The organism is Cutibacterium sp. LaCa_255 (assembly GCF_057458005.1).
Genome location: NZ_CP190956.1, coordinates 24,554 through 50,854, shown reverse-complemented (window position 1 = coordinate 50,854; position 26,301 = coordinate 24,554). Strand labels below are relative to the sequence as shown.

Below are 26,301 nucleotides of genomic sequence, written 5' to 3'. Positions count from 1 at the left end.
CATGAAATGGCGTTCAAGGGCCTTTTCAGGCTGTCCCCCACCGGCCATGCGCGCGCAACCAGCGACGGATCCGCCCAGGATCCCCTTCCCACAACCCTCTAGGATCGAGGCAGGCCGGCCCCGAAGGAGACCATGTGTTCTGGCAGAACCTGCGCCACCTGTGGCGACGCCACGATTTTCGAAGGATTCTCGGAGTCCGCGTAGCGACACAGGCGGCCGACGGCACCCTGCAGGTGGGAATGGCCTCCCACGTGCTGCTCTCTCCCGAGCAGCAGCCTGACGCGTGGTCGATCACGATGGTGCTGGCCATCACCTTGTTGCCGTTCAGCATCATCGGGCCCTTCATCTCTGTCGTTCTCGACCGTTGGTCACGTCAGCGAATCCTCGTCTACACCGACGGCCTGCGCTGCCTCATCGCGATCGGGCTGGGGATCCTGGTCTGGGACGGCGCACGCGACAGACCCTCTCACCTGGCCCTGCTCGTCGGATTGCTCATCGCAATGAGCCTCAACCGCTTCCTTCTCACGGCGTTGGTGGCGGGGCTGGAGTACACCATCGACAAACGCGACTACCTGACGGCTTCCTCGATCATGCCGACGATTGGCCCCCTGGGACTCATGATTGGTGCCGTCGTCGCGGCCGCCGTTCGAATGATTGCTGGACACTACATGCCGGTTCACCATGCCGACACGATCATCTTCTGCATCTCTGCGGTACTCTTCGCGATTTCTGTGGCACTTGGTCTTCAGTTCTCGCGCCGAGAACTCGGGCCACCACTGCTGGACCGCTCCCAAACGCTGCGTGCTGTCGCCGAGGATGTCGTCGACGGTTTCCGTTACCTGGGAAAGGTGCCCCTGGTGGGCAATTCCCTCACTCTCATCGGCGCCCAGCGAGCACTCTTCGGCGTCTATTCGGTGGCCATGATCCTGGGTTATCGCAACCGTTTCCACGTGCAGTCCGACATCAACGGGGCCATGGCTGACATGACGATCTGGGCGATGGCGATGGGGGCTGGCTTCGTGCTGTCGGCCGGATTCATGCCGATGCTGGTACACGGGCTGGGCATGAGGAAAGCCCTCATCAGCCTGCTGGTCGGCACCGCCGTCATTCAGGCCTTCCCAGGGGCCATCCCGAACCGCTGGGGTCTGCTGGTCGCCGGCTTCCTCATCGGCCTTTTCGCCCAGTCCCTGAAAGCCGGGGTCGACACCATCTGTCAGGCCCATGTTTCTGATGGTTACAAGGGCCGAGTCTTCATCGCCTACGACATGGTCTACAACGCATTGTTCGTGGGAGGCTCCGCCCTGGCGGCCCTCGTGCTTCCGGTGCACGGACTGTCTGGCCCGCACATGATTGGTCTGGCACTCTCCTACCTCGTGGTGGCCGGAATCTTCATCCTGGCCACCCGCGCACAGGGTGACGATGTCTTCGACAAGGGCAGCGCCATGGGAGGTCTTCCCACCGGCAGTTGAGGAGTGACGCTCACACCACCCGGGCCCGCACGTGGCCTTCCATCACCTCCTGGAGGACCGAAATCGTCTCCTCCGACAGGTCGACGCCAAGACGGCGAGCCTGCCGCGACAGCACGTAGACCAACCGTTCAACCTCGCCACGATCGTCGAGTTCGTCAGCGAGTTTGATGCGCGCCACCAACAGTACTTCGTCCTCAGGGCAGGCGACGGTGGCACGCGCCAAGGCCCTGGATGCCAGCTCAAAGTCGCGGTTCTCCATGGCTCGACGGGCCACCTCGACCCCGATGTCACGGATCATCTGAATCATGTCGATGCGCCATTCCTCGGCCCAGTGCCACTGACCGGGAGCGGCGTCAGCCAACGGGGCACCACGAACGAGGTCCATGGCCGAGACGAGATTGGCCAGCGGGGCCGTCGAGACCCCTCCCGCGACAAGCAGTTCAAGCCGTTCCCAGTCGCTACTGACGACATCTGCCAGACGCAGGGAACCGTCATACCCTTCGGGCAGGTAGGCCCGACCGTTATCATCGGCGCCCAGCCATCGCCGCAGTCGGGAGACGTTGGACCGTCGGGTCGGCTCGGCAACCATGAGGGCGTCAGCCATCTGCACCGATCGCGCGCCAGGATGGCACAGCAACCAGGCGCAGTACTCAAGGCATTGCCGCCGAGCCTTGGTCGGCGGATTCCCGCGAGCTCCCACGAGGTCGACCGGGCCAAGGAGGCGCAGGACAGGAGAGGATACTGCGCCGACGGGGACGGGCAACTGAGCGACATCACTCAGTGCAGTTGGCGTGAGCACGTGTTCCTCCTCGACGGTCGTATGGGCATCACTGGGCGGCAGTACTGCGCAGGTCTTGGCCACCATCGTCGGAGGGCTGGACGTCTCCTCCCCTCGCCGTGGCTCCCACCAGGGGGCAGGCTCGGTATCAGTTCGAGCAGTGGTTTCGAGCAGCTCGACGACGGCACGGCGCATCGGTGCGGTGACGATCTGGGGTGTGAAAGCCTGACCGTCCAGCTCGGCATGATCGGGGCCGGTGACGATGACCCTCCGGCCACATGTGCTTGGCATGACGACGACGATTCCCGCCTCGACCACGGATGACGGGTTCGGAAGGTCGAGGGGCTGAGAGGACAACACGACCCTGGTGATCGATGGGTGCTGACTACTGGGACCGTCAGGATGATCTGCCAGCCCCTCGACGATTTCCTCGGCGTCAGCACACTGCACATCGTCACTTCCGGCCCGTGACAACCACGCGAGGTCGTCACCGACGGCGACGATGTCGATTCCGCCGGACCATGGCGCCGCGACAAGGGACAGACTGATCGATGCCACCACCGCGGAGGCCAACTCGGCAGTGGCGTCAATACCCAGGAGACCGCCGGTATCGGCGAGGTCCAGCACGACTGGGGTGTGCGGGTCAGTGGTTCCCAGGACGACGGTCGTGGGCGTCAGGGTGTCGGCACTGACAGGGTCCGTACTGACGGCGTCGTCACCGCGTGACGTTGCTTCGTCCCCGTGATCGGCCGCGGTGTCGAGCATTCTCTTGGCGCGACGCGGCGGTCCCGACACGGTAGGAATTCGTCGGCCCAGCGGGCGGGTGAAGAGCTGCTGCCGCCGTCGAGCAGCGATTGTGCCGGCCACCCCACCGGCCAGGAACAGGCTCAAGCCCGCCAACCCGGTACGGAGGATCTCGGCAGGGTCCTGACCTACCCCGGCGGCAGCCACCGCTTCCTCGGATCGAGGAGTCGGGACATCTGAGGGAGGCGCATCTGGCTGCAGCGCGCTCTGAGCGATATCTGCACCGGACGCCTCGTCGTCGTGGCCGGGGAGAGCCTTCTCCGGCTCGGTCATGGCAGCTTCGTCCATGTCGGCCACTGACGTCGACGCGGCCTGTTCAGATTCCGGGGCAGGCACGACGAGCTCCCAGCCGGGCTCGATGTGGTCAGGGTCCGTGACGATTCCCGCATTGAGATGCCAGAGGGACGGCCAGGCTTCGGCATCACCGAGCCAGGTGCGTGCGAGCCCGCTGAGGGTGTCCCCTTCCTGAACGGTGACAGTTCGGACGTCATGGTCGTCAACGGACGGGGTGAGCCGATCGAGCTGGTCCGCGTCGAGGGGATGGCCAGCACCGGTATGCCCATTGGGGATGGTCATGGTGGCCCCGGGAAGAGCGAGTTCCTGACCGACGGCCAGGTGGTCGACGTCGATCCCGGGATTGGCGGCCGCGATACGTCGCCATGAGGTGCCGTCTCCGTACCAGGTTTCAGCTATCGCCCACAGGTCGTCATGGGGGCCGACGGTGACCGTCATGACATCCTCGTCAGGGGCAGGCTCAACCTCAGCACTCGCCTGCACCTCGTCTGCAGGCTGCGGCGTCGCGGCAGCCGTCGCCACGATCGGCGCCGGGGTGGGAGGAGCGGCCGAGCGCGTCAGAGGGGACAGGACTGTCAGGCTCGCCACGAGTAGTCCGGCAGCGATGCTCTGAACTGTGCCCAGCCCTGGAAGCTTGATGTGGCGACGCTGACTGGTCGCCAGTCCGACGATCTCCGAGACCACACAGACCGTGAAGACCGCCCACGCCAGCCAGCCGACGACGGTGGCAATTCCAAGAAGGATCGTCCCGTCATCAGGGGTGAGCCAGCCTGACGGACGCAACAAGGTGGTGGCGTCGAGACGTCCCCATGCCACCAGGGCAGCTGGGGAACCGAGGACAAGGATGATGAGGGCCACGAAGGCCGCGAGACCGCGCATTCGGGCGCGGAGAGATGCGTCATTCATACGTGTCGCTCCCGATGACTGTCGACGGTGGAATGTGCCGTCGACTCGACGTGGAGGGCGCCCGGCATTCCCGGAACGAGAAGGTCGGAGAGCCTGACAGTGCACCTCACCCGGGCGGAGGTGACTCCCGTGGACCCCACTGGCAGGGCAAGGGCCGATGAGTCGATGCTGATCGCAGGATCGCTGCACCTGCTTCCGGCAAGTTCGGTCATGGCGACTCGCTGGCCTACCGCATGGCCTTCACCAACCGTCGAGGCGACCGATCCCGCGCGAGCGGCTACCTCGGCAGCCGACTGGGCATCGGCCCGTACCTCGGACAGCCGCCAACCCCCTGTCGTCATTGCGGCGATCATGAGGAGACTGGGCAGGATGAGCGCAGCCTCGACGGCGACTGCACCACGCTGATATCCCCGAAATTGACTATGCCGAGTCATGTCCCCTCCTCAACGGCAACGGCGTGACCTTCGACGGGGATGACAGCACCAAACAGGGTCGCTGCCTTGCCCTCGAGATCAACGCGTACCAGGGAGCCAGTGGTCGACACCCGTACCGTGACATTGGCCAGTTTGGAGGTCTGGGCCACGTCCCGAGCGACGGCTTCGGCATCACCAGCATGGGAACCACGCAAGGCTTGTACCCTGACTGCCGCCCGGGCCGCCTCGGTGGCTGTGGCCCGAGCCTGCAGCACCACCGAGGTCTGGACGACCCCGACCACCACGAGCAGGACCACCGGCCACACCAGCGACCACTGGAGAGATTCGGAAACCCCACGCTCCCGGCCTCGTCGAGACGCCTGCCTTGACCTCACTTCGGCAGGTTCGACGTCACGTACCCCTTGATCACGGTGACGACCACCGTTGCGATGGACACGGCCCCCACCAGCAGGATGGCGTTCTCGGTTGATTGGCTGAGTCCCCTCTCGTCGTGCTTCTCGACGACCGGCGGGATGCCCGCCATCATCGGCAGGACAAGGGACGCGACGGTGTTGACATGTTTCATGGCGACCTCCTTGGTCATTCGCACCGGCCTTTCCGGTGACGTCACTGGCCCCGTTGCAGGTTGGGGTGTCGAGGGTGCGAGGCATGGTCATGACGCCACCCCAGCCATGATCAGAAGCGGCGGAGTGATGAGCACCAACCCCAGGACGAGAACCGGAATGACCATCCAGATCGTCAAGGATTCGGAGGTCGTCTGAGCCTCGATCTTTTCCCGGCTGAGATGGGCATCCCTCATTTCGTTGACGCGTGCTCGCAGAGTTCCGGCCAGAGAGGCTCCCTGATCGTCGAGGCGAAGTACCTCGACGAGCTCAGCGAGCTCGGGGAGTCCCAGTTCCTCGGACAGACTCTCCAGGCCAGCCCACGGCGACTGCTGCTCCAATCGGGAACGCTCCAGCGTGGTGCGAATCCGGGCCAGGACAGGGTGATCACTCATCTGTGCGGCCTCGACGAGGGCTCGGGGCGCCGACTGATTTGCCAACCTCGCCAATGTGACGAGGTCGATGTAGACCAGCACCGCTTCGGCAGCATCCTGACGGACTGCCTTGGATCGTGACCTGATCCGGGTGTCAGGAATGAACCATCCAAGAATGGCAAGCACAACCGCCAGTCCGACAGGAGTCACCGGGAGGGCGTCACCCCATATCGCTGTCACGACTCGGGCGAGGACGGGCATCGTCATTCCGCCCACCGCCATGACAGCCTTCTCGGCGACCAAGTCACCGGGAGTCCGGCCCTGCAGCGCGAGGGTTCGACGAGACTTCTCACTGATGAGACGTGGCCACCGTGCCGCAGCGCGTGCTCCCCATCTCTCCAGCCGTCCATCCTCGGAGGCTGGATCGACGACGGCGTCCTGCCGGATAGGCGCGGACAACCCTGCCAGCGCGTCGATCAGCCTCAGGGGAGCACCGCGCCTTCCAGCGATGACGAAGATGGGTGCGGATGCCAGCAGAGCCCCACAGATGGCGGCGAGGGCAAGCGTGGACTCAGTCATGATCGGCCTCCCGCCTCAACAGGATCCGGGCGCGGCGTCGAGGCTTGCTGCGTTGCGACAGAGCGACGAGCCCGACGAGGTACAACCCGGCGTAGCAACACAGCAACACCTGGCCGACGCCGGTACGGTAGGGGGCTAGGTATTCTCGTCCCAGAGCAAGAGCACCAGCCAACACGACGGCGATGATGATGCTGACCTGGCGGACGACCACTCGCGGTTTGGCACGCTCGGCCTGGACTCCTCGGGCTGCCCGAATCCGCTCCTGGAGGGATGCCGCCAGTGCATCGAGGGTGCTGGTGGCCCCTGTTCCCCCTCGTTCTGAAGCCATCATGATCGCGGCAATGACCTGGTCGGCGTCCGCGCTGTCGAGGTCGTCAGCAAGGCCTTGGAGGGCAGTTCGGGTGTCCCATCGTGAATCTAGCCGCGCCACCATGCGAGTAAGCGGTTCCACTAGGAGCGCCGGGGCCTGACGCCGCGTCGCTCGGATGGCGTCGATGACGGACTTACCCGTCGACGCGGAACCGCTGACCAGGCGCACCCACCGTTCCAGGGCGCGCATGACGTCGAGGTCGCGCCGGGGCGGATCGGCCAGCAAGGCAGGGACGACGACAGCCAGGATCGGCACGATGAGAATCAGGACCGCCCAACCGGTCACCAGGTAACCGACGGCACCGACACCCAGACCAGTCAGACCATGCACGCGACTGCGGCGGGGCAATCGGGAGAACCAGTTGTCCACCGTTGTCCACAAACTTGTGGATTGCCCTGTGGACAACTGGTGGATGGAGGCTGACCCGATGACGATCATCGTTAGTCCTCCGACCAGGAGAACCCCCAGCAATGCCGCGACCGGTGTGCTCATGCCCATCTCGTCACCTCCGGCTCGTAATGGGAGAGTTCGGCGACAAGGGCAGGATCGGGGTGGAAGACACCGGGGCTCGTGGATGTCGGCGCGGCATAGGTGAGATGGGTGATGGGACGGCCGTTTTCCAGTGCCCCGGTTAATTGCCGGATTTCCGTGACATGACGGGTCCGGGTCCCTCCTCGCCAGGTGTCATCGACCAGGGTGACGTGGACGAGGAAGGTGATGTTGTGAGCGATCTGGCGATAGGCCTCGTCGATCGTCATGACGCCGCCCATGGCAACTCGTCCAGCCAAACGGTCCATGGTCGAGGTCGCGGAATGGGAGTGGGTGGTGCTCATGGTTCCAGCCCCGGCCTGCATCGCCTCGAACATGGCAGCTGCCTCGACGCCACGCACCTCGCCGACGACCAGGCGCGACAGGTTCTGACGCAACGCCTCCGGGATGAGATCAGCAACCGTGAACTCACCGAGGGATCGACCATCCACCTTCTCCCCCAGCCCGACGGTGGCCTGCAGGGCGACCATGTTGTCGCGATCCGGGTTGAGGTGGGTCAGCAACTCGTAATCGGTTTCGAGGGTTCCGAACCGCTCAGTGGGCGGGATCGCGTCGACGAGGGCGCGCAACAGGGTCGTCTTGCCGGCTCCCTGGTCTCCTGCAATGACGATGGATCGTCGAGCCAAGACGCCCGCTCGCAACAACACACCTACGTGATGGGGCATCATCCCGCTGGCAACGAGGTCGTCGATCGTCACCCTCGTCAGAGTGTGGTGACGGATGACGACCGACGGTCGGTAGGACAGCCCGAACCCGATGGCGTGCAGGCGGTACTCCGAGCCGAGAGCCACCGTCATGGTGGGATGGGCGTCGTCAAAGGGTCGCGGAGGGTTTGCGGACTCCCCCAGGAAGCGGATCGCCTCCACCAGTTCGTCATCACTGTCGGCAACCGGCGGGCCCGGTTCACGTCGTCCGTCCCCGTACTGGATGAAGACCCGGTCACTGCCGTTGATCTCGATGTTCTCGGCATCCGGGATCTCGAAGAGCGGTTGCAACCGTCCGTACCCGAAGATCGCATCCACGACGGCGCTGGCGTAGGCCTCCTTGGTGGACGTGCTCCACAACGCCTGACCCTCGGCTGTCAGTTTCTCGGCATGGGATTCAACCACCTGACGCACAACCGACCGGCCGAGCATCCTCACGTCATCGCCGCTGAGATCAATTCCATTGCGCTCTCGATGCGATGCACGTTCCGAGGAGATACGCTCCGACGCCTTGCGACGCAGCGCGACGACTGTGCTCCAGTCAATGTCGGTCGTCTCAAGTCGCCTCGGCGTGGGTCCAGGAGCCGCAGCTGGAGACGGAGTAACCGATGGGGACATCCGAGACAGCAGACCAGCGAGGTCCTCTCTGCTCTCGATGGTGCCGGCCGGGGTGTCATCGGCGTATCGGCACACCGCCGGAGCGGTCTCGTTGATCGTCATGGCGCCACCCCCACGGCCAATGACGTCGCGGCCCGCGGCCCGTTGATGGTCTCGTTGGAGCGACTGAGCTTGAGTTCCATCGCATCAGCCAGGGTTCGCAGACTCGTGGCATACCGTCCACGAGCCCATTTCCTTCCCGTTGGATCACCATCGGACAGAACGGCCGCAGCCTGAACGTCACGAGTCACTTCTCCCAACACTGGCAGGCCAAATTGGCGTCCGATCTCGCGCGAGCCGTAGGGATGTCCAGGGCCCACGACGACGAGTCCCACAGTTCCGGTGGTGGCCGAGGAGATGGCCTCGACCTCCTTGGATCGCATGGACAGCCCGGCAAGCTGCCGCAGCCGCGATCCCGTCACGATCCCGATGAGTGAGGAGCGAGAAATGAGGCTCTCGGGTAAGGTTTCCGGACCCAACCGCCCACCGTCGACAATGACGTCAACCCCAGCCCGACCGAGATCGATCATGGCGCTGACAAGGCCTGGCCACGCAGCACCCATGAGAGAAGCCTGCCCAAGGTGCCCGTAACCGCTGATGAGCCCGACCATCTTGTTGTCGTCATCGTGAGGAAGCGGGATGATCTCCTCCCACATCGCCTGCACTGGATCAGCACCGTCACGACAGGCTGCGGCCAATCCAATCAGCCCGGCCCGCGGTGGAATGCGACCAGCGAGAAATCCTGATTCGATGGCGCGGCCTGGGCACGGGTCAGCATCGATGAGGATGACGTCGCGTGGCCAGCTCAACGCCAAACCAAGAGCGGTCGTCGTCAGCCCTGGGGCTCCCCCAGGGCTGACGAGCAGGAGCATCGCCATCATCGTCCCCTCTCGACCAGGGCAATGCGGTCCAACGAGGCCAGGTCAGCGAGCCGGGCCGCATTGCCGGAATCCACCTCGACGTCGACCAGCCAGCCCCCATGATCGTTGGTGCCTTTGGGGGCTGCGACAACGACGGCGTCGAAGGTCGAGAGTTGGGATGCGGTCTCGGATGCCTTGTCAGAGCTGGTTTCCACCAAGGTCACGCGCGCTCCCGCGGGAAGGGAGACGGTGGGTAATCGTCCGGCAGCCAGCTTCAGCCCAATTCGAGAACGCCCCGGTGCCACCCGAAGCGCGCCGACTGAGTGGGATCCGAGCAGCTGACCGGCTGAGAGATCGACGAGGGCATGGCGGCCGACTATCTCGTCAAGCTGAGATGCCGGGATGGTCGTCACCGCCCTGTCGACGGCCACGGATGTCAGACCGACATCGGTATTGCGGACGATCTCGCCCTGCCCCACTGCCCGCGTCATGACGAGGACCTGGTCTGTGTGGGACGCGCTGTGCCAGGCAAATGCTCCGCCCAGGCCGCCCAGGCAAGCGCAGAGCACGCCGATGGCGATGAGACGGGGCGAGCGACGTAGCCGGGGTACCGGCGTCGCTATGTGTGCAGGAGTCGTCGCGGACATGGCCGTGAAGTTATGGGCGCGCCTCGATCCCCCTCAAGAGACACACAGCACATCTGTGGACAACTTTTTTGGGGGTGTTCCAGATCACATCACCCACGAACGTTATCCACAGTTGTCCACAGCTACTGTGGACAGTCCTGTGCACAACGCACCGCCCACCACGAGATGATCGCCCCAATGACATTCTCACCAAGTGGACTCAGCACAAGGCGTCCGGATCAAATGTGTCATTCGTTTTTCCGGGCTCCTCGAGGATTCGTCCACTCTCCTCGCTGAGGCTCTGCCACGGATCTTCGACACCCGACAGAACCGTCACACTCAGCACTCCCGGGAGCGTCGTCTCACGTCAAATGCACCTGACCGGTGAGGGTCCATCCCAACCCCGGATCCACGGCCCCTGCCGAGTCGCACACCACGATTTTGGCCGTCACATCGAGTTGTTCAGCCGTCTCGTAGGGATAATTCGCCCCCACCATGAATGACTCCCCGGGCCCCAACACATACGGCGGCCGGGCATTTCCGGGGGCAAAGGGAGTCGTCACCACCTTGTGTGTGGCATCAGCCTCCGGAGCCGGCACCGACACCAGCGGCTGACGCCAACTCCAGTCCGGGTAGCGCGCGGAAATTGTCACCGTTCCCAAACCTAGGTTGAGGGGCGCCGTTGACACATTCGTCACGACGTAGCGCACCAGCACGATGGGAGATCCCTTGCGCACTACCGGAGTGCCATCCTGCGGATCCACCATGACAGAGTCTGCCGGGGATTTCGCTATACCCGCTTGGTCGACCTCGATGCGAATACGGTCATCACCAAAGTGCCCGAGCTTCTTGCCAGATCTCGTCACTGGAACAGCCCATGCCGGCTGTGTCTGGGCACCCTTCGGGGTTTCACGTGAAACCGTCGGGGTTGGCTGCGGCTCAGTCAGAGGGGCGAGGGCGCTGCACCCTGACACAAGCGCACAGGTCAGCACCACGCACGTGACCACGCCGAGGCGCATCCACTCACCTCCATCACAAGTCATCGCGTAGCAAGGCCATCGTCACCGAGTCCCAGCGACTCCCCTGCCACGATCGTGCCTGCGGTATCCTGCCACATTCTCGATATCCCACAGCATTGGCACAATGAATCATTCTGCCATTGCCGCTCCACGTCGTCAGCGTCACGACGTGAGCATCAGTGGTCGAGAAGGTCGATTCAGTCCACAAACGCAAGGCTTGACGCCCCACGCCATACCCCCCAGATGGTCGGTCTAAACAAGACGATCCCAACCTCCCACCAGCCTCCGCCAGCCGGTGGCTCCTCGAACCGGGAGACGAATCCGACACGGTCTCCGCCGACGGTAACGACGGCGCGGTGACCGCTCATCAGCCCCAGACGCCACTCCTCAGCAAACTCCGCGAAGCTGCAATCATCGTCGGAGCCAAAGTAGGGGCCGTCCCACTGTTTCCACTCCGGAGCGACCACCTCGACGTTCCAATGCCACAGCCATTCCAGGTCGTCCTCGACGAGGGGGCGGATGCCGACCTTCCCTCCCTGTTCAAGATGGTCGCAAGGAGAAATGTCGCGTGGTGGGGTCACGTCTCCATTTTGCCTGCCCTTGACAACTCTCGACGTGGCAGGCTGGAACCTATGACGACTCCTATTAACGGTACAGCTCTAGTCCTAGAGGGAGGTGGCATGCGCGCCGCCTATACCAGCGCCGTCGTCGTTAAGCTGCTTGCACTGGGGTGGGAGTTCCCGCAAGTCTCCGGCATCTCCGCTGGCTCCAGTCTCACCGCGAACTACATCTCCCGCGATCCCGAACGAACTCGCCTGAGCTTCACTGACTTCGCCGCGGACCCGCGATTCGGAAATGTCGGTACCTGGTTAGCGGGACGTGGATACTTCCACGCCGAGTACATCTACCAGCGCACCGCCGGGCCCCACCAGGCCCTCCCGTTCGACTTCGATACCTTCTGCGCCTCACGCCAAGCCTTACGTATTGGCGCCACTCGTACCAGCGACGGCAAGCCGGAATGGTTCACCCGCAAGGACATCACAACACTAGATGACCTCATGGTGCGGGTACGGGCGTCCTCAACGATGCCCGGGTTCATGCCCCCGGTGACCATTGACGGCGTCGAGTACGTCGACGGTGCCATCGGTGACGCGGGTGGTATCCCGATCGACGCCGCCCAACTCGACGGCTATGACCGGTTCTTCGTCGTCTGCACCCGAACACGCGACTACGTGAAGAGCGAGATCAAACGTCCCCGAGCAATCCATAAGCTCTTCCGGCGCCGTCCTGCTGTCGCCGAAGCCATCATCTCCCGGCCGGCCAAGTACAACGCCACCCGGGAGATGCTGCGTGACCTTGAGACAGACGGGAAAGCATACGTCTTCTACCCGCGAGTCATGCCAGTCACCAACAAGGAGAAGGACGTCACGAAGCTGCGTCAGGCCTATGCCCTCGGAATGGCGCAGGTCAACGCCGAGCTACCGAAATGGCGGGACTTCCTGGGGATCTGAAACTCAGCCCCTGACCGCAGCAGCCAACGCGTCGATCGCTCGATCATTCTCCTCGGGCAACCCGATCGACAAGCGAATTCCCTCGCCACTCCAGCACCGGGCGTAGACACCCCGGGACATCAGAGCCTCGTCAATCCGGTCGGTGTCGTCCCCTGTTGCCAGCCACAGGAAGTTCGCGTGGGAGGGGCTGATCCTCCACCCCTGCTCGACCAGCGCATCGAAAACCCTGGTGCGTTCGGCGATGATCTGCTGGATCCTCTCGTCGAGCTGGTCCTCGACGGCCAGCGACGCGACCGCAGCTTGCTGAGCGAGAGAAGTCACCGTGAACGGGGTGGCGACGCGACGCAGGTCTTCGCTGATCTCGGGACTGGAGATGGCGAAACCAATGCGCAGGCCCGCCAGTCCGTAGGCCTTGGAGAAGGTCCGCAGCACGACGACGTTCGGGTGGTGCTCGAGAAGGCCGATCCCGTCGACGGCACCTTCCTCCTTGTTGAAGTGGCAGTAAGCCTCATCAATGACAACGACGACCTCCTCGGGCACCTTGACCAGAAACTCCTCCACCTCGTCGGTGTGCAGGGCCGTCCCGGTCGGGTTGTTGGGGGTGCACAGGAAGATGAGCCGGGTGCGGTCGGTGATCGCGGCGGACATCGCGTCGAGGTCGTGACGCAGATCCTCCGTCAACGGCACTGGGACCGGAGTGGCCCCGGCGACTTGAGTCAGGATCGGGTAGGCCTCGAAGGAACGCCAGGGGAAGATGATCTCGTCACCGGTGCTGGCCAAGGCATGCATGAGTTGGCTGGCGACCTCGGTCGACCCGGCCCCGAGTGCCACCTGGCGCATGTCGACGCCGACGTGCTCGGCGATGGCCGAGCGCACCTCCTCAGCGCTTATCGACGGGTAACGGTTGAACCCGGCGAGCATCCGAGTGACGGCCTCGACGACGCTCGGCAACGGCCCAAAGGGGTTCTCGTTGGACGACAACTTCACAGCGTCCGAACCGGGAATGATGCCCTGCTGGTAAAGGGGAAGCCCTCGCACGACGTCGCGTCGGGTCACATCCTTGGCCATGTCATCCTCCAATCGATGTTGTCGGAACTCTCTCACACGCCTACGACAATCGCTGTCGCGATGCTCTACCACATCTGGCACAGACCAGCCACGCTTTACTTGGCCCCGATCCTTCGTCCGACTCCCGCGGGTGAGATAAGTTGCTTATGTATCAAAAATCCGCTGCAGCCCTGCTGGCACTGACGCTTGCCTTAGCAGTGCCTGCTACCGCATCCGCCTCCCCCAACCACATCTCCATCCCCACTGCTAGTGGCAACAGTGACTTGAGACCCGAACAGGGTTCCGCCAAAGTCGCATCCAAAGCCGCTCCCTTCATATCGAAAATAGACAATCCTCACTATTCATCCAGTCATGCTGGAAGTGTCAATGTCCATGGATGGTGGCTAGATGATCATGGCAACTTCAGCGGAATGAAGGCCCGAGTTACGGTTTACCTGTGGGCAAAAAAGGGGTCACAGTGGGTCCAAGTGAACAAGATTCCTAGCAAGAAGAATCCGGTGACTGTCTATGCCGGTGGAGGCAGCGGCAGACGAGCCTCAGGATCAGTATCCTGTCGCAGCCACACACCTACATGGTATCATGGTCAGGTCGATGTAGAAATTATTGGCGCCATCGACACACCCAACCGACCCAACTCACAAGACGTGAAATTAAACTGCCGACCATGGTAAAAGAACAACCCTCATGCATCATCGGCAACGTAGCCATCAGCACCACGCTCCACCTCGCACCCAATGACATCGGAGCATTCACCGACACCGATGAGCTACGCATCCTCATGGAATCAGCCCGATCCCACGGCTACTTCAGCCCACCCCCACTAGAAAACCGGGAATACCTCATAGAAGAACCCATCGGAGTAGTCGTATCCGACACCAGCCAACCCGAATACCTCACCCTACGCCTAGACTGCCACCCTGAACACCACATCATCGGACGACCCGGCATAAAAATCATGCTCGTCCTCGCCGACGCCCTCCGACTCATAGGGTTATCCACCCCCCAAAGCATCGACGTCGAATGCGTCTATTTCAACCCCCACGACTGGGACCTCCTCAACCCAGACCCCGATGACCACATGCACATGATCGGGACCCTCAGCAACGAGATCTGCCGGTGGATGTCTCCCCACCTCACCCACACCTGGCACGCCACCACCACAAACCCCAACCTCGACCCTCAACTCACACAAAACACCATCAACCGCTGGTTCCCACCAGACTTCGAATACCCCTGGCTAGGACACACACCCCAAGCCCACCAAGAAACCCTCACCTGGCACATGCCTGACGACATCGCAGCCCTAGGCTGGCTATTTGACCTCATCACCCTCCTCCAAGGCCAACCACCACAACACATCCACGCAACCCCAGGAAAACAAAAAATCCGACCATGGTGAACCCATCACAGCTGAGCTGCCCCGGTGGCGAGACTTCCTGGGCGTCTAAACCTCGGCGATCGCCTGCGAGAGTGCCTCGATCGCTCGATCATTCTCCATGGGAGACCCGATCGACAGACGAATACCCTCGCCACTCCAACACCGCGCGAAGACACCCCGGGACGTCAACACTCCGTCGATCCGCTCGGTATCGTCGCCGGTGGCAAGCCAGAAGAAGTTCGCCTGGGAGGGCCGGACTGGCCACCCTTGACGGGTAAGTTCAGCGAAGATCCTGGTGCGCTCAGTCACGATCTGCTGGACCCTCTTATTGAGCGGCTAGGGACGCAATGGCGGCCTGTTGGGCTAGCGAGGTCACCGTAAACGGGGTGGCGACGCGACGCAGGTCGTCAGTAATGTCGGTGCTAGCGATGGCAAATCCGATACGCAGCCCAGCCAGCCCGTAGGCCTTAGAGAAGGTGCGCAGTACGACGACATTGGGGTAGTCATCAAGAAGGGCAAACCCATCAACGGCGGCGTCGTCACGGTTGAAATGGCGATAGGCCTCATCCATGACGACGACCACATCTTCAGGCACCTGCGTGAGGAACTGTTTCACCTCGTCCATGTGGAGGACGGTTCCGGTGGGATTGTTGGTACACAGGAAAATCACGCGGGTGCGCTCGGTGATCGCGGCGACCATAGCGTCAAGGTCGTGGCTCAAATCGGGGGTTAATGGGACTGGAACAGGTGTGGCTCCGGCGACCTGAGTGAGAATCGGGTACGCCTCGAAAGACCGCCACGGGAAAATAATCTCGTCACCGTCACTCGCCCGGGCATGCATGAGCTGTCCGGCGACCTCAGTGGAGCCTGCCCCCACAGCGACTTGACGCATGTCGACGCCGAAATGGTCTGCGATAGCAGCGCGCACCTCTTCAGCACCCATCGACGGGTATCGATTAAACCCCGACAAGGTCCGAGAAACGGCCTCATAGACACTCGGCAACGGCCCAAAGGGGTTCTCGTTGGACGACAACTTCACAGCGTCCGAACCGGGAATGATGCCCTGCTGGTAAAGGGGAAGCCCTCGCACGACGTCGCGTCGGGTCACATCCTTGGCCATGTCATCCTCCAATCGATGTTGTCGGAACTCTCTCACACGCCTACGACAATCAGGATCCCTCACCCCAGGCGCGCGCACCATTCCCGGAAGCTTCGAAGAATAACCGACTCCGCGTCACGAAAGGGAAACTCTTTTCCAACTTATCTACTCATCCATCCAATAGCCCCCTGAAGCCATATGGAGCTCGAGGAACTCGCCAGTAAAGACGATTACGCGACTCACAAGCCGGGGTATGCTGCCATTTGTTGACTTATCGACTCACCGCGAAACCAAAGCCGAGATCAGCTCGTGCCTCAGTAAGTTCATCAAGACGTCCAATCTGACCAGAGTGTCGCCACGAATCAGCACCGTTTCAGAGGACAGGGACAACCTATCCTCGATCAAGATCTGCAGTGATTCTCACTCTATTCCCTATAGAAATCATCAAGAATTCGCTAAGCATTATGGGTTTTCTGTTACATTTTGGGGAGTTTTTATTTACGTCTTTAAGAGATGCTTATGATGCATGGGCGAAAGAAGTTGTATGAATTATGTTAGGTCGCATTGCAGTCTCGGTAACGTGGTACGTACATATGCTGGCAGTATGGAAAGTCCAGACGGCAGGCGCTAGCCGGTGCCGCGTCCACGCCACAAGTTCATCAGGACGGTTAATACGCCCGCGGAAGTGTAGCAATGACACATACCAGAGATCTCGACTACTGACGACACCTTCTCTGAAAGCATCTACGCCAAGTTCTTCCCCGATTGCGTAACCCCGGAAGCGATCGGCATCAAGACTCGTAGGGCTCAAGGTTGCGAGGACGCCACCAGGAGTCACGACAACTCGCCCCAAACGCATTGAGAGCGGCGGATACTTGGAGCAGGCGCGATCTAAAGCAGCAGCACAACGGATTGCGAAGGGGTCATCCGACGCCACTCGACGCCTGTTCTCCAATGCTCGAACAGTAATGTGGGCATAGCCAGCGTCTCCACTGCGCAGGTGATGTGACCCGGCAAGCTCCATGGCGGTTCGCGTGAGAGCGCTCACAGTCTCTGCCGCATCTGGCGGGGGCATCATGACAATGCTGAGGGGCCATCGAGGCGCGCCGTCGCGCGGAGGAGGTTCACACGTGTGTTCTCCTGCTAGTACAGCGCGTTCACCAAAAGACTGAAGGGTTTCACTATCCATCGTGGGATGCCGATCTGGGGGAGTGTAGGCGAAATGTATGAGCAAGTACCCGATGTACGTCACAAAGGCTGATGCACACTATGTCAGCACGGTGCGTCCGCCCACCGCTACGACGACAACCCCGGCGGCTCGTGCGGCCGCAAGAGCAGTCCATCGCCACGGCCTCAGCAGGTTGACGCCGCACGCTCGTGCAGCCCGAAGGTAACCATTGGGTGCCGGTTTACCGAACGGCACATTTCCAAGAGTGACCAACTTAGGTGGGTTAAATCCAGCAACTGAGAGACGAGCGTCGAACAAGATCGCGCCGACACCGGCCAAAATGGGCTGCCTTAGATGACTCATGTCACCAGCATTCATGATGAAATCATCATGTGCAACGATTACTTCGTCAACGAATGATCATCCGGGCGTTGGGACCAGCTCCAATCTCCGTGGACTCCCTGGTCGACCTCACGGGAGCTTCTCCCGCAACGATCCGCCGTGACCTGACGGATCTAGAAGGGCACGGCCAACTGCGCAAAGTGCATGGTGGCGCTGTATCGGTAAATCTTCGTGGGGCTCCACTTCCATATCATCTGCGCGCAGCCGAAAATGCAGATGCCAAAGTTGCGATCGCCAAAGTGATCAATGACCTGGTCGTGGACGATATGGCGATCATCCTCGACAACGGTTCAACAATGGCGATCATCGCTGAAGCCTTACGTAATCGCCCCATTACTGCATTGTGTCTGTCTCTTCGTTCAGCATTGCCGCTAGCTGATGCTGGAACCGCCACCGTCGTCACCCCTGGCGGAACCGTCATGCCCGAAACCTTTCGCTACGAAGCTACCGCCTGCCTACAAGCCCTTCACGATTTCCGAGCTGACATGGCAATCGTGGGTACCTGTGCAGCCGCTGCAGCCCATGGCTTGACTGTCACCACCTATGAGGACGCTCAGATCAAACGCTCCATCCTCGCAACCTCGTCTCGCGTGACCCTTGCTGCCACGGGCGAGAAACTCACCCGCACCTCCAGTTTCCGGTTCGGGAACATCGAGGATGTTGATGATCTCGTCACGACATCCGAGGCACCCGACACAACAGTGGAGACCTTCCGGCAGGCTGGAACCAGCATCCACATTGCCGACTGATTCACCGCGCAACACCACAACCGACTTGAACGCGCCGTCACCAATGACGGTAGTGGATTTTCGGTTTCCACCTTCGTCAGCAACCACCGGCGATGGCAGCACCGACGATCACAACCCCATTCGCCACACGGCGGCATGAGACGACAAGTGGCGGCGCCCCACGGACGCCGCCACCATCTGTTTAGCCTCAAAGAACTTTCGAAAGGAAGTTCTTCGTTCTTTCATTCTGCGGGTTAGAGAGCACCTCGACGGGATCTCCTTCCTCCACTAGGTACCCGTCAGACATGAACATCAGCCGATCAGCCACCTCACGAGCGAATCCCATCTCGTGGGTGACGACGATCATCGTCATACCTCCCACGGCAAGGTCCCTCATGACGTCCAGGACCTCACCGACCATCTCCGGGTCAAGGGCCGACGTCGGCTCATCAAAGAGCATGACGTCGGGATCCATGGCCAGGGCACGCGCAATCGCAACGCGCTGCTTCTGACCACCCGATAGCTGAGAGGGCCGGGCGTCGGCCTTGTCGGCCATGTGCACCCGCTCCAGCATCCGATGGGCGCGCTCAGCAGCCTCTTTCTTGTTGGTCTTCTTGAGCTGCACCGGGGCCAGCATGATGTTCTCGGCGACGGTCATGTTCGGGAACAGGTTGAAGTGCTGGAAGACCATTCCCACCTTCTGACGCACCTTGTTGATGTCGGTGTCCTTGGCGGTGAGGTCCTGTCCCTCGACCTTGACGGTGCCGCTCGTCACCTCCTCCAGCAGGTTAAGGCAGCGCAGGAAGGTTGACTTTCCGGACCCGGAGGGGCCGATGATGGACAGCACCTCACCCTTGGTGATGGAGGCGGAGATGCCCTTGAGCACCTCCAGCTCCCCGAAGGACTTGCGCAGGTCGATGACCTCGATCATGGGGCCGTCATAGGCAGTTGCGGTGGTCACTTGTTCACCTTTCTGTCGACGAAGTTCGACAGCTTCGTCAGGGCGAAGATAACGATGAAGTAGATGATGCCGACCATCAGCCAGATGTCGAAGGACCGGAAGTTCCGGGCGATGATCTGCTGACCCTGATACGTGAGCTCGGCGAATCCAATGACAGCCAGCAGGGAGGTGTCCTTGAGGCTGATGACGAACTGGTTGATGACGGCCGGGGTGCTGATCTTGACCGCCTGCGGAACGATGACCTTGCGCATCGACTGCATCCAGTTCAGGCCCAGGGACCGGGATGCCTCCATCTGCCCAGGATCAACGGACTGGATGCCGCCGCGAACGATCTCGGTCATGTAGGCACCAGCGTTGAGGGACAGGGTCAGGACGCCGGCCGTCAGCACGCCGATCTTGATCCCGGTCACCGTAGGTAGACCGAAGTAGAAGAAGAAGGCCTGGACCAACAACGGTGTCCCTCGGAAGATGTCGACGTAGATGGCCGCGATGGCCTTGAGAATCCCGATGCCGGACACCTTGCAGAACCCGAAGATGACGCCAAGGATCGACGCGAACAGCAAGCTCAGCGCGGTGGCGGCCAAGGTCATTCCCAGGCCCTTCATGAGGGCGGGGAAGCTGCTCACGAAGAGTTGCCAGAAGGATTGATCGGCCTCGGAGTCGGAGGCCTTGAGGTACTTGTCGACGATCTTGTCGTAGGTGCCATCAGCCTTGACGTCTGCCAACCCCTTGTTGAAGGCATCTTTGAGGGCGGCATTGTTGCCCTTGAGGACCGCGAAACCGTAGGACCCGCCAGCCACCTTGGGCGTGACGGTCTTGAGGCCATTGCCCTGGGCGATGCCGTAGGCCAGTACCGGGTAGTCGTCGAAGACAGCCGCTGCATTACCGGTCTGCACCTCGGAGTACATGGTGTCGGCCTTGTCCAGGGCCTTGACGGTGAATCCGTACTTCTTCGAGATGGACTTGGCGTAGGCCAAGCCCTCGGCGCCGGTCTTACCGACCACGGTCTTGCCCTTGAGGCCCTCGTATCCCGAAATGTCCGAATCCTTCTTGACGGCCATCTGCACGCCGGACTGGAAGTACGGATCCGAGAAGTCGAAGATCTTCTTGCGCTCGTCGGTGATCGTCATTCCCGAGAGCACAGCGTCGGCCTGTTTCGCCTGAACCGCTTGGAGGGCGGCGTCGAAGCCAATCGCCTTGATGTCAACCTTGAATCCCTCACGGGTCGCAATCTCATGGATGAGGTCCATGTCGATACCGACCATCTCACCGGAGGCGTCACGATACTCAAACGGTGCGAAGGTGGTGTCAGTGGCAATGATGAAGGTCTTGCCCTTGACCGACGAGGAGTCGTCGGCATGTGCCTGGGCCATTCCGGGACCCACAAGGGTCACCAAGCCCACGAAGTTAGCCACGATGACACTCATGAGACGTCTGACCCGCTGTGACACGTGAATCATGCGGTTTCTCCCAACTTGACGCCGCTGTGGCGTCATGGCGGGCATGGTAAATGATGCCGGGAGCTTTCCCGCATTCGTCCCACAAGGCGCACCCGCCCGGGAAAACCCGAGCGAGTGTGTCTTCGCCCATTCCGACGGCTGATCAGGCGAGCTCATGGTGGTGCAGGGTTCTTGCCCTTCGTCTCGGGCAGGGTGAGCACTGTCAGGGCCGAGATCACCAACAGGATGATGACGTAGACGACGAACCTGTTCGGAGTCTTGGCCCAGGCCGACATGATGTAGGGAGCGGTACCGCCGAACACCGCGATGAGCATATTTATCTTGCACTCGAATTTGGGGCGACAGGAAGGTAGAAATAGCGATTTCAAAGAAATAAAAGACCGAGTTACGGTTTATCTGTGGGTCAAAAGGGGCCACAGTGGATCCAAGTGGACAAGATTCCTAAACAAGAAGAATCCAGCGATCGTCGATACTGGAGGAGATATTGGCAGGATCGGTATCCTGTAACAACCAAACACATGCATGGTTTTACGGCCAAGTTGACGTGGACATTATTGGCGCAATCGGCACACCCAATCGACCCAACTCACAGGACCTGATATTAAACTTCCGACCATGGTAAAGGAACAACGCTCATGCATCATCGGCAACGTAGCCATCAGCACAACGCTCCACCGCGCACCCAACAACATCGGAGCATTCACTGACACCGATTAACTACGAGTCCTCATGGAATCAGCTCGATCCCCCGGATACTTCTGCCAACGCCAGTTAGAAGACCGGGAATATCTCATAGAAGAACCCATCAGGGTAGCTGAATCCGACACAAGCCAAACGGAATACCTCACTCTGTGCCTAGATTCCTATCCTGAACGTCACCTCATCGGAAGACCTGGTATGAAAACCATGCTCGTCCTCGCCGACGCCCTTCGGCTCATAGGGTTATCCACTCCCCAAAGCATCGACGTCGAATGCGTCTACTTCAACCCCCACTACTGGGATCTCCTCAATCCAGACCCCGACACACATCGATATGACATGGACCCTCAGCACCGATATCTGCCGGTGGATATCTCCCCCTCACCCACACCTGGCACATGCCCGACGACATCACAGCCCTAGGCTGACTATTTGACCTCATCACCCTCTTCCAAAGACAACCACCACAACACATCCACGCCACCCCCGGCGAACGAAGAATCCGACCATGGTGAATCCATCACACATACCGAGATCGTCATTGAGGGAGTTTTCTAACCCGATACCCAGATTCTCCCTCTGCTGGGTTCATTAAATTTTCGGATGCGATCACAGTTTGACGGTCTCTCACATACTTGGCACGCCCGGATAAGGCTCCGCCTACCTATGGATTCTGCACGTCAGGGCACTATGAGAGCCAACGCAGTGATTGCCAACTGCCCAGCGACGATAGCAGCCAAGATTGTCGAAAATAGGAATATTCCCTCCATCCACAGCGTCAGGAAGAACCACCCGAAGTGATGAAATACGAGGCCCGATACGTATCCGACGCAGGTAGCAACACGCCACATACATAATTGAAGCTTCAGCGCGATCAGCGTGCGCCAAGGCGCCCACCCAGCCGAACGCCACCGAGTGCACGATGACGAGCCCGCAGGTGAATATCACCACGCCGATGAGGGTGACCGACAGGTAAGTGCTGATGACCATTGGTAGGCCTATGAAGATCAACACGGCTCCACCAAGGATCGTGCGTAAGCTCTCCACCGCGTGACGATCGTGCCGGCTCAGGCTGAGGCGACGGCGCCAAAGAAACACGGCAAGAAGATGACACCGACTCCCAATTGGGAGAGGTGGAGGGGGAGGCCGTCAGGACCGTGCAGGCCAGGACGCCCCTTCTTCGACCCCTCGGGTAGCACTCCGAATGCTGCCTCTTCCTCGGCGGTACTCGCCCAACCCTTGTCACTCACCCAGAGGCGTCACATAGATACTTGCTTGTCAAGAAATTTCATGAATTCATGATACGACGAAATTGACCGTAATTCTGTGAACAATTCCTGATCGTAAAGGACACGGATCAGCGGCTGATAGAACCTCACGAAATCATCATAGTCCCCCTCATTAATAGCAAGCAGGAGAACCAAACTAACATCCGACGTCTCCCAATCGATCGGAGTTGACGGTATGAGGATCGCGATCTTGGTCTCATACGCCAGGAAGTCCATCGCGTGTGGGACCGCGAACCTTCGGAAGAAGACCGTGGATGAGTACCCTTCTCTCAGAAAAACACTTTCCCTGAAGCCGTCGGGAACAATACCATTTCTCTCCATTGCTTCACACATGAAGTCGAGAGTTTCACGCCATGAATCGAAGGATCCCCCAGTGAAAAATAATGTGGGATCGAGAAAGCGTTTCATTGCGCTGGCAGTGGCAACCCGCGACTTCTTCTCACCGGCCCTCAAGAGTTCAGAATCGATCGCCGACAGATCCAGATCCGACATCAACGCACTAATGGGAACACAGGTATGACGGTGCGACGGTTCCTCTGTCGTCGATAGCACGATGTCGCAATCACAGGTATCTGCTTCCGCGACAGATGAAACGATGTCCACAATTCTCATCCGATCCGCGAAATGGTCGACCAATCCGGCCAATAAAAGATCACGGAGCGCCCGGTAACGCGGACAGACCACCACTGCCGTAACCAAACTCGGATTCGGCGCAGGTTCGGAATAAAGTCCGATGTAGACAGCCAAAAGTCCAATCTCGTCATCCGTGAAGAAAATTCCCAACAGCCTCGAAAGCTTGTCAGCCAAGTACACGGCGGCGTCATAGAGGAATGGTGACCGTGATCTCAATGACTCACGCAGAGTATTGCGAAAATAGGGCATTGAAGGAGCATGAGCCATGAGTCGTTCAACATGTTTCGAAACACTGCCGTACAGCTCCTCTTTCGCGATGACCAACCCGAAGTGTTCAACCGTGTCATCCAGACACCTGCTCACCGTCAAGCAAGTGTCACAGGAATCAGAGTGATGATCAGGTTCGCCATGACCAAGTCCGAGGGTCGCACCAATGATCGACCTCAGGTAGGCGTCATCAGCGGATGACAGTGGCCGATCAGGGTACAACTTCCGCAATCCAACCAGAAACTGATCGCACAACATCTCAGATTGGTTACTCATCACCAGATCTGTCGCCGCGTCGTCCTCGATCGGAAAATTGTACCGTTGTACGCATATTGCGATGTTCACGACCATGTTGCTGAGTCGTATGTCGTCAATTTCCAAGTAGTGATCACGCAATGTTTCGACGACCAAGTTCTCGATATCCCCCAGTCTGACATCTGGCAGATACCTGGCCACTCTGTCATTCTGGCCAACAACAGCGTCCATGGCCGTATTCACGAGGCTTCCCAAGAAATTACGGAAATGAACCTCGTCACCATCCAGATGAATCGTCGAACCCTTCACTGACAGGTGCAACGAATGGTCTTCGAATTGTGGTTTCAAACGTTTCAGCGACGCTTTTATGACAGACTCGCTGAGATAGCAATCACGCATGACGTCATAGATCGTGGTGTCGGAAGTGCTGAGCAGATACAGGAGTATCCGTTCGTGGTGTTCGAGCTGAGTTGAAAACTCTGAGTTCCTTGCAACGACCTCGGCGTACACGGATCGTTCCACCGAATATCCGTTCGTCGTTGATTCAATAATATTTTCTCGACTAATACCATTGATCCGCGCAATATCGTATCTGAGCGTCCTCGTACTGACACCAAGGAGCCCTGCGAGGTCTGTACCTTTCATGGAGTGATCGACCTCGCTGAGCAGCTGCAGCAACAAGGCCTGCCGCTGTGAAAAACGAATCAACAGAAAACACCTGACATCGACGTATCATCACTGGAAAGACACATTATGTCATATATCCTCGCTCGGTGAAATTCAAGTTTTGCCGCGGCACTGGCAATGAAAAGTTTCCCGCTGAACGGCAACAAATCTGACCCGTGCTCCTGGAACCGATGGGGCATGAAATGCTCGTCAACCTCAACCATCATTGTCGTCCAGGAAGGGTCATCGCTGACCCCGTGCCGAGGATGAAAACGGCACCACCACATCGCACTGCGGCGAAGACAGGAGGTTACTCAATGGCCGAGATGATGAACGCTGCACTGATGTATGGACCTGGCGACATCCGCGTCGAGCAGGTGCCGAAACCCACGTGCCCACCCGGCGGGTTCGTTCTGAGGGTCGATGCAGTAGGACTGTGTGGTTCAGACATCCGGAACCTCACGACGGACTCTAGGAAGGGCGACTACCCCTTCATCTATGGGCACGAGGTCGTGGGTACAGTGTGCGAAACTGCCGACGGCGTGGACGAATACGAGGTCGGCGACAGAATCTACGTCTACCCCGAGGCACACTGTCTAAAATGCGAGTACTGCCGCTCGGGGCTGAGCAACCTGTGCACGGACGTCGAACACTATGTGGATCGCCCCGGTGGTTTCGCGGAGTACATCTCATACACCAACAGGCGTGTCGAACGCGGTGCCACATTCCGGGTACCCGAGGGAATTTCTCCGGTCCGTGCCAGCTTGGCCGAGCCCCTGTCGTCGGCATATTCGTGTGTGGAGAACATCAACGTCAGGCTCGGGGACACCGTTGCAATCTTGGGAGCTGGCCCCGTCGGCATATTCCTGTCCATTCTGAGCAAGTTGCGCGGAGCATCGCGAATCATCCTGATCGACATCAACAAGAACCGTCTAACTCGTGGCCTTGATTTCGGAGTCGACACGATCATCGACTCCAGCGATGTTGATCCGATCGAGGCCGTCCGGGATCTCACGCATGGATTGGGTGCGGACAAAGCCATCTCTGCGAATCCGACTACCCTCGGCCAACAACAAGCCGTCGCTATGACTCGTCCTGGCGGAACCGCTGTCTTCTTCGGTGGTGTCCCCAAGGGGACTTGCGTCAGTCTTGATTCAAACTCCGTTCATTACAAGGGCATGTGGATCTACGGTCACTACGGAGCGACGAGTACTCAGGTCCAAAAGGCGTTCGAACTCGCCATTGACGACAAATTCCCTGCCGAAAAGGTCATCACCAACGTCTTGCCCCTGAGCAGCATCAACGACGCAATCGAACTCACCCGTACCGGCGAGGCCCTGAAGGTGGTCCTCGTACCCGATGGAAAGGATAAGTGACAACCATGGCAAGTGAAGTCAAGGTTCTCATCGCATGTGGCTCAGGAATTGCCACGTCAACCGTTGCCCAGGAAAAGGTCAAGGAGATCCTGCGGGACGCCAAAATTCCCGCGAAGATCACGAAAGGGACGGTGGGACAGCTACCAGTTCTCCAGGACGGTGTCGATGTCATCATGCTGACAACCCGTTACGGGAAACCGTTGAACAAGCCCGTAATTCAGGTTTTCGGACTCATCTCCGGCATCAACGAAGACGCGTTGGCAGAAGAGATCATCTCCACGTGTCGAGATGTCTTGAACCAGTCATGACCCCATAG

Annotated in this window: 23 protein-coding genes and 4 pseudogenes; 9 read left to right on the top strand and 18 right to left on the bottom strand. The window is 60.0% G+C overall.

From position 1 onward, the window contains the following. The first annotated feature begins 134 nt into the window (after positions 1-134). Positions 135-1,469 (top strand): MFS transporter, encoded by a 1,335-nt coding sequence (locus tag ACP8ML_RS00240; protein WP_117188292.1) that lies wholly within the window; start codon positions 135-137, stop codon positions 1,467-1,469. A gap of 10 nt (positions 1,470-1,479) precedes the next feature. Here ACP8ML_RS00240 and ACP8ML_RS00235 read toward each other — a convergent pair whose 3' ends face one another. The 11 genes and pseudogenes from ACP8ML_RS00235 to ACP8ML_RS00185 all read right to left on the bottom strand — a co-directional run bounded on the left by ACP8ML_RS00235 (position 1,480) and on the right by ACP8ML_RS00185 (position 11,606). Beyond that, positions 1,480-4,251, bottom strand: coding sequence for a LysM peptidoglycan-binding domain-containing protein (locus tag ACP8ML_RS00235; RefSeq protein ID WP_486702973.1), 2,772 nt, complete (start codon positions 4,249-4,251; stop codon positions 1,480-1,482). Continuing rightward, positions 4,248-4,685, bottom strand: coding sequence for a TadE/TadG family type IV pilus assembly protein (locus tag ACP8ML_RS00230; RefSeq protein WP_117188296.1), 438 nt, complete (start codon positions 4,683-4,685; stop codon positions 4,248-4,250). The genes ACP8ML_RS00235 and ACP8ML_RS00230 overlap by 4 nt, the downstream gene beginning before the upstream one ends. Continuing rightward, positions 4,682-4,990, bottom strand: coding sequence for a TadE/TadG family type IV pilus assembly protein (locus ACP8ML_RS00225; protein ID WP_023033254.1), 309 nt, complete (start codon positions 4,988-4,990; stop codon positions 4,682-4,684). The genes ACP8ML_RS00230 and ACP8ML_RS00225 overlap by 4 nt, the downstream gene beginning before the upstream one ends. Positions 4,991-5,055: 65 nt before the next feature. Further along, positions 5,056-5,268, bottom strand: coding sequence for a hypothetical protein (locus ACP8ML_RS00220; protein WP_021108142.1), 213 nt, complete (start codon positions 5,266-5,268; stop codon positions 5,056-5,058). Positions 5,269-5,337: 69 nt separating this feature from the next. After that, complete coding sequence (locus ACP8ML_RS00215) at positions 5,338-6,240, bottom strand: type II secretion system F family protein (RefSeq protein ID WP_016666631.1); 903 nt, start codon at positions 6,238-6,240, stop codon at positions 5,338-5,340. Continuing rightward, a complete protein-coding gene (locus ACP8ML_RS00210) occupies positions 6,233-7,108 on the bottom strand; it encodes a type II secretion system F family protein (RefSeq protein WP_065672936.1) in 876 nt (291 codons plus the stop codon). Before ACP8ML_RS00210 ends, ACP8ML_RS00215 begins: the two co-directional genes overlap by 8 nt. Next, a complete protein-coding gene (locus tag ACP8ML_RS00205) occupies positions 7,099-8,295 on the bottom strand; it encodes a TadA family conjugal transfer-associated ATPase (RefSeq protein WP_171048518.1) in 1,197 nt (398 codons plus the stop codon). Before ACP8ML_RS00205 ends, ACP8ML_RS00210 begins: the two co-directional genes overlap by 10 nt. A 284-nt stretch (positions 8,296-8,579) precedes the next feature. After that, positions 8,580-9,398, bottom strand: coding sequence for a hypothetical protein (locus ACP8ML_RS00200; RefSeq protein WP_065673063.1), 819 nt, complete (start codon positions 9,396-9,398; stop codon positions 8,580-8,582). Next, positions 9,398-9,925, bottom strand: coding sequence for an SAF domain-containing protein (locus ACP8ML_RS00195; protein WP_256998321.1), 528 nt, complete (start codon positions 9,923-9,925; stop codon positions 9,398-9,400). The genes ACP8ML_RS00200 and ACP8ML_RS00195 overlap by 1 nt, the downstream gene beginning before the upstream one ends. A gap of 443 nt (positions 9,926-10,368) precedes the next feature. After that, positions 10,369-11,025, bottom strand: a complete 657-nt coding sequence (locus ACP8ML_RS00190) for a hypothetical protein (RefSeq protein ID WP_065672934.1) — start codon at positions 11,023-11,025, stop codon at positions 10,369-10,371. Between the two features lie 13 nt (positions 11,026-11,038). Beyond that, positions 11,039-11,606: pseudogene (locus tag ACP8ML_RS00185) on the bottom strand (GNAT family N-acetyltransferase). Positions 11,607-11,657: 51 nt separating this feature from the next. Between ACP8ML_RS00185 and ACP8ML_RS00180 the strand changes: the two are divergent. Next, entirely contained in the window at positions 11,658-12,536 is an 879-nt protein-coding gene (locus ACP8ML_RS00180) for a patatin-like phospholipase family protein (RefSeq protein ID WP_065672933.1), read from the top strand. 3 nt (positions 12,537-12,539) lie between these two features. On the opposite strand, the gene hisC (ACP8ML_RS00175) is transcribed toward ACP8ML_RS00180, so the two are convergent. After that, positions 12,540-13,604: a histidinol-phosphate transaminase gene (hisC, locus tag ACP8ML_RS00175; protein WP_117188300.1), complete on the bottom strand. Its 1,065-nt coding sequence runs from the start codon at positions 13,602-13,604 to the stop codon at positions 12,540-12,542. Positions 13,605-13,801: 197 nt separating this feature from the next. Between hisC (ACP8ML_RS00175) and ACP8ML_RS00170 the strand changes: the two genes are divergently transcribed. Both ACP8ML_RS00170 and ACP8ML_RS00165 read left to right on the top strand, forming a co-directional pair. Beyond that, positions 13,802-14,275: a hypothetical protein gene (locus tag ACP8ML_RS00170; protein WP_270236598.1), complete on the top strand. Its 474-nt coding sequence runs from the start codon at positions 13,802-13,804 to the stop codon at positions 14,273-14,275. After that, positions 14,269-15,003, top strand: a complete 735-nt coding sequence (locus tag ACP8ML_RS00165; protein WP_063279444.1) for a hypothetical protein — start codon at positions 14,269-14,271, stop codon at positions 15,001-15,003. Before ACP8ML_RS00170 ends, ACP8ML_RS00165 begins: the two co-directional genes overlap by 7 nt. 45 nt (positions 15,004-15,048) lie before the next feature. Here the strand turns inward: ACP8ML_RS00165 and hisC (ACP8ML_RS00160) are convergent. After that, positions 15,049-16,102: pseudogene (gene hisC, locus ACP8ML_RS00160) on the bottom strand (histidinol-phosphate transaminase). A gap of 1,539 nt (positions 16,103-17,641) precedes the next feature. Between hisC (ACP8ML_RS00160) and ACP8ML_RS00155 the strand changes: the two are divergent. Further along, on the top strand, positions 17,642-18,400 hold the full coding sequence (locus tag ACP8ML_RS00155; RefSeq protein WP_036975628.1) for a DeoR/GlpR family DNA-binding transcription regulator: 759 nt from the start codon (positions 17,642-17,644) through the stop codon (positions 18,398-18,400). A 187-nt stretch (positions 18,401-18,587) separates the two neighbouring features. On the opposite strand, the gene ACP8ML_RS00150 is transcribed toward ACP8ML_RS00155, so the two are convergent. The 3 genes from ACP8ML_RS00150 to ACP8ML_RS00140 all read right to left on the bottom strand — a co-directional run bounded on the left by ACP8ML_RS00150 (position 18,588) and on the right by ACP8ML_RS00140 (position 21,114). Then, positions 18,588-19,340, bottom strand: coding sequence for an amino acid ABC transporter ATP-binding protein (locus ACP8ML_RS00150; RefSeq protein ID WP_416241594.1), 753 nt, complete (start codon positions 19,338-19,340; stop codon positions 18,588-18,590). Beyond that, positions 19,337-20,800, bottom strand: a complete 1,464-nt coding sequence (locus ACP8ML_RS00145) for an amino acid ABC transporter substrate-binding protein/permease (RefSeq protein WP_117188302.1) — start codon at positions 20,798-20,800, stop codon at positions 19,337-19,339. The genes ACP8ML_RS00150 and ACP8ML_RS00145 overlap by 4 nt, the downstream gene beginning before the upstream one ends. A 152-nt stretch (positions 20,801-20,952) precedes the next feature. Beyond that, a complete protein-coding gene (locus tag ACP8ML_RS00140) occupies positions 20,953-21,114 on the bottom strand; it encodes a hypothetical protein (RefSeq protein WP_179856529.1) in 162 nt (53 codons plus the stop codon). A gap of 43 nt (positions 21,115-21,157) precedes the next feature. Here ACP8ML_RS00140 and ACP8ML_RS00135 point away from each other — a divergent pair. Both ACP8ML_RS00135 and ACP8ML_RS00130 read left to right on the top strand, forming a co-directional pair. Next, positions 21,158-21,422 (top strand): annotated as a pseudogene (locus ACP8ML_RS00135) (hypothetical protein); the annotation flags it as partial. Continuing rightward, a pseudogene (locus ACP8ML_RS00130) lies at positions 21,416-22,014 on the top strand (hypothetical protein). The pseudogenes ACP8ML_RS00135 and ACP8ML_RS00130, both read left to right, overlap by 7 nt. Positions 22,015-22,566: 552 nt before the next feature. Here the strand turns inward: ACP8ML_RS00130 and ACP8ML_RS00125 are convergent. Both ACP8ML_RS00125 and ACP8ML_RS00120 read right to left on the bottom strand, forming a co-directional pair. Further along, entirely contained in the window at positions 22,567-22,749 is a 183-nt protein-coding gene (locus tag ACP8ML_RS00125; protein ID WP_036975625.1) for a hypothetical protein, read from the bottom strand. A gap of 9 nt (positions 22,750-22,758) precedes the next feature. Next, positions 22,759-24,651: a BglG family transcription antiterminator gene (locus ACP8ML_RS00120; protein ID WP_065672930.1), complete on the bottom strand. Its 1,893-nt coding sequence runs from the start codon at positions 24,649-24,651 to the stop codon at positions 22,759-22,761. 275 nt (positions 24,652-24,926) lie between these two features. Between ACP8ML_RS00120 and ACP8ML_RS00115 the strand changes: the two genes are divergently transcribed. Further along, the gene (locus ACP8ML_RS00115; RefSeq protein ID WP_081302589.1) at positions 24,927-25,985 is read left to right on the top strand and encodes an alcohol dehydrogenase catalytic domain-containing protein; all 1,059 of its coding nucleotides are present in this window, start codon (positions 24,927-24,929) and stop codon (positions 25,983-25,985) included. Positions 25,986-25,990: 5 nt separating this feature from the next. Beyond that, positions 25,991-26,293: a PTS sugar transporter subunit IIB gene (locus ACP8ML_RS00110; protein WP_016666614.1), complete on the top strand. Its 303-nt coding sequence runs from the start codon at positions 25,991-25,993 to the stop codon at positions 26,291-26,293. Positions 26,294-26,301: the final 8 nt, after the last annotated feature.

What these genes read in the sequence shown, in the direction of transcription:
- ACP8ML_RS00205 (WP_171048518.1), bottom strand. Translation starts at nt 8,295, where the DNA reads ATGCTCGGCCGGTCGGTTGTGCGTCAGGTGGTTGAATCCCATGCCGAG.
- ACP8ML_RS00140 (WP_179856529.1), bottom strand. Translation starts at nt 21,114, where the DNA reads ATGCTCATCGCGGTGTTCGGCGGTACCGCTCCCTACATCATGTCGGCC.
- ACP8ML_RS00220 (WP_021108142.1), bottom strand. Translation starts at nt 5,268, where the DNA reads ATGACCAAGGAGGTCGCCATGAAACATGTCAACACCGTCGCGTCCCTT.
- ACP8ML_RS00215 (WP_016666631.1), bottom strand. Translation starts at nt 6,240, where the DNA reads ATGACTGAGTCCACGCTTGCCCTCGCCGCCATCTGTGGGGCTCTGCTG.
- ACP8ML_RS00190 (WP_065672934.1), bottom strand. Translation starts at nt 11,025, where the DNA reads ATGCGCCTCGGCGTGGTCACGTGCGTGGTGCTGACCTGTGCGCTTGTG.
- ACP8ML_RS00110 (WP_016666614.1), top strand. Translation starts at nt 25,991, where the DNA reads ATGGCAAGTGAAGTCAAGGTTCTCATCGCATGTGGCTCAGGAATTGCC.
- ACP8ML_RS00165 (WP_063279444.1), top strand. Translation starts at nt 14,269, where the DNA reads ATGGTAAAAGAACAACCCTCATGCATCATCGGCAACGTAGCCATCAGC.
- ACP8ML_RS00235 (WP_486702973.1), bottom strand. Translation starts at nt 4,251, where the DNA reads ATGAATGACGCATCTCTCCGCGCCCGAATGCGCGGTCTCGCGGCCTTC.
- ACP8ML_RS00200 (WP_065673063.1), bottom strand. Translation starts at nt 9,398, where the DNA reads ATGGCGATGCTCCTGCTCGTCAGCCCTGGGGGAGCCCCAGGGCTGACG.
- ACP8ML_RS00115 (WP_081302589.1), top strand. Translation starts at nt 24,927, where the DNA reads ATGGCCGAGATGATGAACGCTGCACTGATGTATGGACCTGGCGACATC.
- ACP8ML_RS00180 (WP_065672933.1), top strand. Translation starts at nt 11,658, where the DNA reads ATGACGACTCCTATTAACGGTACAGCTCTAGTCCTAGAGGGAGGTGGC.
- ACP8ML_RS00210 (WP_065672936.1), bottom strand. Translation starts at nt 7,108, where the DNA reads ATGGGCATGAGCACACCGGTCGCGGCATTGCTGGGGGTTCTCCTGGTC.
- ACP8ML_RS00145 (WP_117188302.1), bottom strand. Translation starts at nt 20,800, where the DNA reads ATGATTCACGTGTCACAGCGGGTCAGACGTCTCATGAGTGTCATCGTG.
- hisC (WP_117188300.1), bottom strand. Translation starts at nt 13,604, where the DNA reads ATGGCCAAGGATGTGACCCGACGCGACGTCGTGCGAGGGCTTCCCCTT.
- ACP8ML_RS00230 (WP_117188296.1), bottom strand. Translation starts at nt 4,685, where the DNA reads ATGACTCGGCATAGTCAATTTCGGGGATATCAGCGTGGTGCAGTCGCC.